Below are 7,106 nucleotides of genomic sequence, written 5' to 3' on the forward strand. Positions count from 1 at the left end.
AGGCCAACCACAAAAAAACAATGATTTGAGATCGGTCATTACTGAAACTCTCAAAAAAAGTACCCTGGAGCAGGCTGAGTGGGCTATGACTCAAAGCCCCGTCACGGTCACTGCCGAGCAATGCGAACGCTCGGCGGGCGGGCTCCATGATTTTTATTCTGAGGGAGATTATTGGTGGCAAAACCCAGATGACCCCAACGGCCCTTATATTCAGCGAGATGGTCAATCGAACCCCAGCAATTTTACCGCTCATCGAAAGGCGATGGTACGTTTTAGTCAAATTATTGGCTCGTTGGCGTCGGCTTATTTAATGACTAAAAACGAAAAGTATGTCAAGCACGCTTTCGTTCACCTCAAAGCGTGGTTTATGGACGAAAAAACGTACATGAATCCATCGCTGCTTTATACCCAAGCGATTAAAGGCCGAGCTACTGGCCGAGGGATTGGCATTATTGACATGATTCAAATGATGGAAGTGGCGCAAGGTATTCGGGTGATGGAAAACGCTAAAAACGTCAAAAAGAACGATTTACACTTGATTAAAAACTGGTTTGGGCAGTATTTGGAATGGGTAACTTCGCACCAATACGGTATTGATGAACGAGATACCAAGAATAATCATGCCACCTGCTGGGTGATGCAAGTGGCGGTTTTTGCCAAGTTGGTTGGTAATGAAGCCTTGATTGATTTCTGTAAAAACCGCTTTAAAACGGTTTTGCTTCCCAACCAATTAGAAAAAAACGGCAGCTTTCCCTTAGAACTCAAACGCACTAAGCCTTATGGCTACTCACTTTTTAATCTGGATGCTATGACCACCGTTTGTCATGTACTTTCTGACGAAAAAGAAAATCTTTGGGACTACACCTTAGCCGATGGACGTACGCTCAAGAAAGCCATTGAATTTATGTACCCTTTTGTAGAAGACAAAAGTAAATGGCCTTATGCGAAGGATGTGATGTATTGGGATGAATGGCCCGTGGCACAGCCATTTTTGCTGTTTGGATACCAAAAATACCCCGTAAAGGATTGGCTAAAAACTTGGAAAAGGCTCGAACATTTTCCAACTACCGAAGAAGTAGTCAGGAATTTACCCATCCGAAATCCTTTGATTTGGATACAATAATTATCGCAACCTCCTAACCACTATAACCAATTTCTGACATGACAAAATCACCCTTCTTTTTGTATTTGATAGGATTTGTTTTACTCCTTCAAACAACTGCATTTTCTCAACTCAAATACCTGAAAGCCAACACACAAGTACCTGCTCATCCTCGTATTATGCTACTAAAGGGAGAAGAAAAAGGAATTCAGAACAATATTGCTTCTGATAAAAACTGGGCTACTATTCATCAGACAATTTTGGCTGAAAGCGACAAAATTATTGGCCTGCCGCCCTTGGAACGCATCCAGATTGGGCGTCGTTTGCTCGACAAATCACGCGAGGCGCTGCGCCGTATTTTTATGCTGTCGTACGCGTATCGCATTACCCGTGACCAAAAATACCTCAACCGCGCCGAAACGGAATTATTAAAAGTTTCAACCTTTTCGGACTGGAACCCATCGCACTTTTTGGACGTGGGCGAAATGACCATGGCCGTGGCCATCGGGTACGATTGGCTCTACAACGATCTGCAAAAATCGTCGTTGCCCATCATTAAAGAAGCCATTCTGAAAAAAGGCATTGAACCGTCACTGGATTCAAAATACAACAGCTGGCTGGCGGCTTCCCACAACTGGAATCAGGTCTGCAACGCGGGCATGACCTACGGCGCATTGGCCATTTACGAAGACAATCCCACGCTGGCCAAGCAAATCATTGACCGCGCCATTGAGTCCATTAAACTGCCCATGGAAGATTACAACCCCGAAGGTGCCTATCCCGAAGGTTACGGCTACTGGGGCTACGGAACGAGCTTCAACGTGCTGTTTCTGAGCGCTGTACAAAAAGCACTGGGGAGCGATTTCGGCTTGTCAAACGGCCGTGGATTCCTGAATACGGCCGCATATTATCAGCACATGGTCGGCACGTCGGGCAAAACCTTCAACTATTCTGACGCAGGCAGCGGCTCGGGCGGTGTCAGTCCGGCGGTGTTTTGGTTTGCCAACCGTACCCAATCCCCTTCATTGTTATTCGGAGCTAAAAACATTCTCGAAAAAGGCGCTTCCAACATGGGCCGCGACCGCATTTTACCTGCCGCTATGATTTGGGGAAACGGCATTAAATTTGAAAAAGTAACGGCTCCCAAAGCACTTCTTTGGTCCGGACAGGGCAAGAACCCCGTTGCCATGATGCGCTCTTCCTGGACTGACCTCTTTGCTATATACGTCGGACTGAAAGCCGGCTCACCTGCTGTCAACCACGCTCACATGGACATCGGTTCGTTTGTCATGGATGCTCTCGGTGAGCGCTGGTCGATGGACTTGGGAATGCAGGACTACGAATCGTTGGAATCAAAAGGCGTAAAATTGTGGGACAAAGGCCAAAATGCGCAACGTTGGGAAGTGTATCGTTATAACAACATGGCCCACAGCACCCTTACGTTTAACAATGAACTGCAACGCGTGGATGGATATGCGTCCATTACTAATTTTACCAATAAGCCTACTTTTCTGAGCGCCACAACGGATATGTCAGCGGTTTACAAAAATGCGGTGTCTTCGGCCAAACGAGGAGTGGCGATTGTGGATCAAAAATACGTGGTAGTCAAAGACGAAATCACGACAGGGGAGAAAGAAAGCACCGTGAAGTGGGCAATGATGACCCCCGCCAAAGTGCGCATTACGGAAGACGGCACGGCAGAATTGACCCAAAACGGCAAAAAACTTCAAATCAAAGTGTTGGAGCCTGCCAACGTGACCCTGAAAACGTGGTCAGCGCAGCCAACGCATGATTATGACGCGCCCAACACAGGGACTGCGTTGGTGGGTTTTGAAGTGACATTACCGGCCAATTCTACCAATATTCTGAACGTATTGCTGATTCCCGACGGAATTATGGTCAGTAAGGAGACAAAAATCCCGTCGTTGAGCGATTGGAAGAAGTAAATTAAAAAATGTGTATATTTGCTTTGAGCAAAATTATCTATGGCAAAAGATCTTTATCATTACGAAGTCAGACAAGCACTTATTAACGACGGTTGGAAAATTACAAATGACCCCTATATTATTGAAACAGACGATGTAAACTTTGAAGTAGATTTGGGGGCTGAAAAAATGCTGGCTGCGGAAAAAGAACATGAAAAAATAGCAGTTGAAGTCAAAAGTTTTACTGCATCCTCATTTGTTTATGAATTTCATCGGGCTTTAGGACAAATGTTGAATTACACAATTGGTTTAGAAGAATTTGAACCGGAAAGGAAGTTGTACTTGGCGGTTCCTTTGAAAATTTACGAAGACAATTTTCAACTCTCTTTCGTACAAAAAGCCATCAAACGATTTAAAATTCGACTTATCGTATATGATAATGAATCAAAAAAAGTCATCAAATGGAAGAAAAAATAAAAAAATATCAAGAGATAATTATTGCTTTTTTGGAAAGGCAAGCACAGTATCGTATAGCAAATTCTGAATTAGAAAACCAGATTGTGGCTGATACTCAAAATTCTCATTTTCAGTTACTTAGAATAGGGTGGCGGAATAATCGATTTGTCCATAGTTGCCCTTTTCATTTTGATATTAAAAACGGGAAAGTGTGGATTCAACAAAATCGAACTGATGTTGAAGTAGCTGAAGAATTAGTAGCTATGGGTATACCTTCTTCGGATATTGTCATAGGTTTTCTTCCCGTAGAAATGCGCTCAGCATCAGGATACGCAATTGCATAAACGATGAGAAAACAAGTTGCCGTTTTCTTGGTTTTATTCCGATTTCAAGTTATTTCCTTTTGTTTTGCCCAAACGCTCAACCAAACCGATGACGGTTTTCGGGGGATTTGGTATTTTATTGGCAAAACCAACAACGAGTACGTTCACAAATACAGTGGTGGCTTGGGTACGTACCCCGCCAATCACAGCCCGTTTGCGGTGTATAGTCCCGAAGCAAAAAAGACGTTTTTTTGCTTCGGAGGCGCTTCAAAAGATGCCCAACTGAATCTGCTGCACGAGGTTTCTTACTTCGACCATACCACGGGAAAAGTAGCGCGACCTACGATTCTATTGGACAAAGCCACCGACGATGCCCACGATAATCCGGTGCTGAATATCGATGCGCAGGGCTATATCTGGATATTTTCGACTTCGCACGGGGTAGAGCGGCCTTCGTATATGCATCGCAGTCGAAAACCGTTTGACATCCGTGCTTTTGACAAAATCAATTCAACGTACTTCAAAGACGGAAAAGAAGTGCCTTTTGATAATTTTTCGTACTTACAAAGCTACTATCAGAAAGGCAAAGGGTTCTTTCACCTGATGACCCACTATGAACGGGGAATGTTGAAATACGGGGCCAACAAGCCTCGCCGCACCATTGGCTTCATTACGAGCAAAGGCGGGATTAAATGGTCTGAAATCAAGGATATTGGAGCGATTCAGGAAGGTCATTACCAAACAAGCGGACAGTGGAGGAACAAAATCGGTACGTCGTTCAATATGCACCCCGATACCGAAAAGGCAGCCGGTTTGGATTATCGCACTAATTTGTACTATGTAGAAACCAACGACTTTGGACAAACGTGGCAGAATGCGCAGGGTCAACAAATGCAATTGCCTTTAACCACGCCCGAAAATGCCGCTTTGGTGAAAGAATATCGTTCAGCGGGATTGAATGTGTACATCAACGACGTAGCTTATACTGCCAACGGTTCTCCTGTTATTTTGTACGTCACGAGCAAAGGCCCTGACCCTGGGCCCAATCAGGGACCGCATACGTGGCATACGGCGTATTGGACCGGGAAAACGTGGGAGATAAACGCCGTTACTACTTCCGACCATAACTATGACATGGGTTCTTTGTACATTGAAAGCCCAACTGCGTGGAAAATCATCGCCCCAACCGAAGCAGGTCCTCAACCTTACGGAACGGGTGGCGAAGTTGCGGTTTGGGTGAGTAACAATCAAGGGAAAACGTGGCAAAAACAGACCAATTTGACCCCAAACAGCGCTTTTAATCATTCTTACGTGCGACGGCCACAGAATGTACATTCTGATTTTTACGCTTTTTGGGCCGATGGACACGCGCGACAACCTTCGGAGTCGTCGTTGTATTTTTGTAACCAAAAGGGGGACGTGTTTCGTTTACCGCGCCAGATGAAAAATGAGTTTGAAAAGCCAATCCGAGTGAATCCATGAGAAAACAGTACAAAGCAGGGCTAATATTAGGGGGCATCCTTTTGTTCAAAAGCGTATCTCTTTACAGCCAACCGACTCCCGAGGTTGAAAAAACTCACTTCCAACAAGCCCTCATCAACGGCCAAGCCGCTAACGAAGCCTTTCGCCGAAGTCATCGTTTTTTGTTAGGATGGCTCAGTAAAGCTGACCCTGCTACGGGGTTAATTCCGCACAATCTCAAAGAAAGCACCTGCATCTGGAACGCTTGGGATGCGGCAGCCGATAATTATCCGTTTATGGTCATGACAGCGGCCATGTTGGACAAACCTCTTTTTGAAGGAAAGATGCGCGAAATGCTCGCTGTCGAGACCCGCCTTACGTCGCGTATGGGACGTTTACCCGATACCTATTCTTTTTGTAAAAAAGGATTTGAAAACAGCATCTTTGACACTTCTCAGGTCGTGTTTGGCAGTGCCGAATACATGAAAGATGGCCTCATTCCCCTCACCGAATGGCTCGGACCCAGCCCGTGGTCAGAGCGGATGCTGGGGATTTTGGAGGATTTGGATAAAATCGTGGATGTACCCACTCAAATTAAAGGTAGTTTTTTTGGAAACAGTGCCGTAGTGGAAGTGGGCGGCGATTTGTTGCAGGTATTGGCGCGTATGTATTGGCTGACCCGAAACCCCAAATGGCTGCAATGGGGCATCCAAATCGGGCATTATTACCTCTCTCCCGAACATTTGCCCACACGTGCCCTTTCGCGTCTGCGCCTGCGTGACCATGGCTGCGAAATTGTGTCGGGATTAGTCGAGTTATACGCGGTAGTTTCCGAAGTTAACCCCGCTAAAAAGCAGCAATGGCAACCTTATATTCACGAAATGTTAGATGTCATTTTGGCCAAAGGCCGCAATGAACACGGGCTTTTTTACGACGAAATTAACCCGCTGACGGGTGAGATTGTCCAAAAGCGACTGGCTGACAATTTTGGGGTCGGTAGGCGCTTTATGGCCATCGGCAGTGCCGTAAGCACAGTAGCCGCCGTATTGCGGAGCGTACTTTTCAGGGGAAGCTTTGAAGGCTTCTTGGTTTTCGCGATTGGCAAAGTACCATTTTTCGCCTTTCCATGTATGAACAAACTCTGAGTTTCCTTTTACGGGAGCCGATTGGGTAAAATAAGCAACTACATCATAGCCCTTCACGGCTATACTGTCTTTAACGAAAATCTCTGATTTCTGCGCCTGCAAATGAAAGGCCGTTAAGAGTAAAATAAGGCAATTTACTGCGAATGATTTCATGGGTATTTATTTTTAGAGTTAAATCACCCCACAAAGTTTGCAGTAAGAAATAAGGTTAATTGTCGGCTATACGACAGAAAAGCGGAATTTGTTCGGTTTATGAATGAGTTTCCTTCAGCACGGGCAGGGTAATTACCACTTCGGTAAATTGACCTTCCTGAGAATGAATACTGATGTTTCCATTGTGGATTTCAATGATGTCTTTACACATAAACAGCCCTAAGCCTGTTCCTTCTGAAGTGGGTTTTGTTCGGACCGCCGACGCGGGTAAAAAATGGGTTGAAAAGTCGATCCAAATCCCGTTGAGGAATGCCTTTTCCATTGTCTCTTATTTTTAAAATAATTTCGTTTTTCACTAACTCAGTAGATATTTTTACCTGCGGCACAAATTCTTTTTCCTTATTATACTAAATCAAAACTATTCAATATGTTCGCCATTATCAATGGGTTAAAACAATAAAAGCACTTCTACAATCAGTTAATAGGTTACCAAGCCTAACTTCTCGTAAAAGTGCAAATAATTACCGATTTTCTGTCTGTG

General features: G+C 44.8%; 8 protein-coding genes. 5 read left to right on the forward strand and 3 right to left on the reverse strand.

What is annotated here, in order from left to right; genetic code table 11:
* The 5 genes from Q0081_RS31535 to Q0081_RS31555 form a co-directional block, all read left to right on the forward strand.
* A partial coding sequence (locus Q0081_RS31535) for an alginate lyase family protein (RefSeq protein ID WP_298363068.1) occupies positions 1-1,123 on the forward strand: 1,123 nt, incomplete at its 5' end.
* A gap of 38 nt (positions 1,124-1,161) precedes the next feature.
* Positions 1,162-3,048 carry a heparinase II/III family protein gene (locus Q0081_RS31540; protein ID WP_298363070.1) on the forward strand — a complete coding sequence of 629 codons (1,887 nt, stop codon included), beginning with the start codon at positions 1,162-1,164 and terminating at the stop codon, positions 3,046-3,048.
* 39 nt (positions 3,049-3,087) lie between these two features.
* A complete protein-coding gene (locus Q0081_RS31545) occupies positions 3,088-3,504 on the forward strand; it encodes a XisH family protein (RefSeq protein WP_298363072.1) in 417 nt (138 codons plus the stop codon).
* Complete coding sequence (locus Q0081_RS31550; RefSeq protein WP_298363073.1) at positions 3,489-3,827, forward strand: XisI protein; 339 nt, start codon at positions 3,489-3,491, stop codon at positions 3,825-3,827. Before Q0081_RS31545 ends, Q0081_RS31550 begins: the two co-directional genes overlap by 16 nt.
* A gap of 3 nt (positions 3,828-3,830) precedes the next feature.
* Complete coding sequence (locus tag Q0081_RS31555) at positions 3,831-5,288, forward strand: BNR-4 repeat-containing protein (protein ID WP_298363074.1); 1,458 nt, start codon at positions 3,831-3,833, stop codon at positions 5,286-5,288.
* Between the two features lie 863 nt (positions 5,289-6,151).
* Here the strand turns inward: Q0081_RS31555 and Q0081_RS31560 are convergent.
* From Q0081_RS31560 to Q0081_RS32075, 3 genes are all read right to left on the reverse strand, one after another.
* Positions 6,152-6,565, reverse strand: coding sequence for a YHS domain-containing (seleno)protein (locus Q0081_RS31560; protein ID WP_298363077.1), 414 nt, complete (start codon positions 6,563-6,565; stop codon positions 6,152-6,154).
* Positions 6,566-6,662: 97 nt separating this feature from the next.
* Positions 6,663-6,857 (reverse strand): ATP-binding protein, encoded by a 195-nt coding sequence (locus Q0081_RS31565; RefSeq protein WP_409034116.1) that lies wholly within the window; start codon positions 6,855-6,857, stop codon positions 6,663-6,665.
* Positions 6,769-6,951: an ATP-binding protein gene (locus Q0081_RS32075; RefSeq protein WP_409034115.1), complete on the reverse strand. Its 183-nt coding sequence runs from the start codon at positions 6,949-6,951 to the stop codon at positions 6,769-6,771. Before Q0081_RS32075 ends, Q0081_RS31565 begins: the two co-directional genes overlap by 89 nt.
* Positions 6,952-7,106 lie beyond the last annotated feature (155 nt).

This window comes from Runella sp., from assembly GCF_027484545.1.
Lineage (GTDB): Bacteria > Bacteroidota > Bacteroidia > Cytophagales > Spirosomataceae > Runella.

Excerpts from the sequence above, each read along its gene's own strand:
- Q0081_RS31540 (WP_298363070.1), top strand. The coding sequence starts at position 1,162 with ATGACAAAATCACCCTTCTTTTTGTATTTGATAGGATTTGTTTTACTC.
- Q0081_RS31545 (WP_298363072.1), top strand. The coding sequence starts at position 3,088 with ATGGCAAAAGATCTTTATCATTACGAAGTCAGACAAGCACTTATTAAC.
- Q0081_RS31550 (WP_298363073.1), top strand. The coding sequence starts at position 3,489 with ATGGAAGAAAAAATAAAAAAATATCAAGAGATAATTATTGCTTTTTTG.
- Q0081_RS31555 (WP_298363074.1), top strand. The coding sequence starts at position 3,831 with ATGAGAAAACAAGTTGCCGTTTTCTTGGTTTTATTCCGATTTCAAGTT.
- Q0081_RS31560 (WP_298363077.1), bottom strand. The coding sequence starts at position 6,565 with ATGAAATCATTCGCAGTAAATTGCCTTATTTTACTCTTAACGGCCTTT.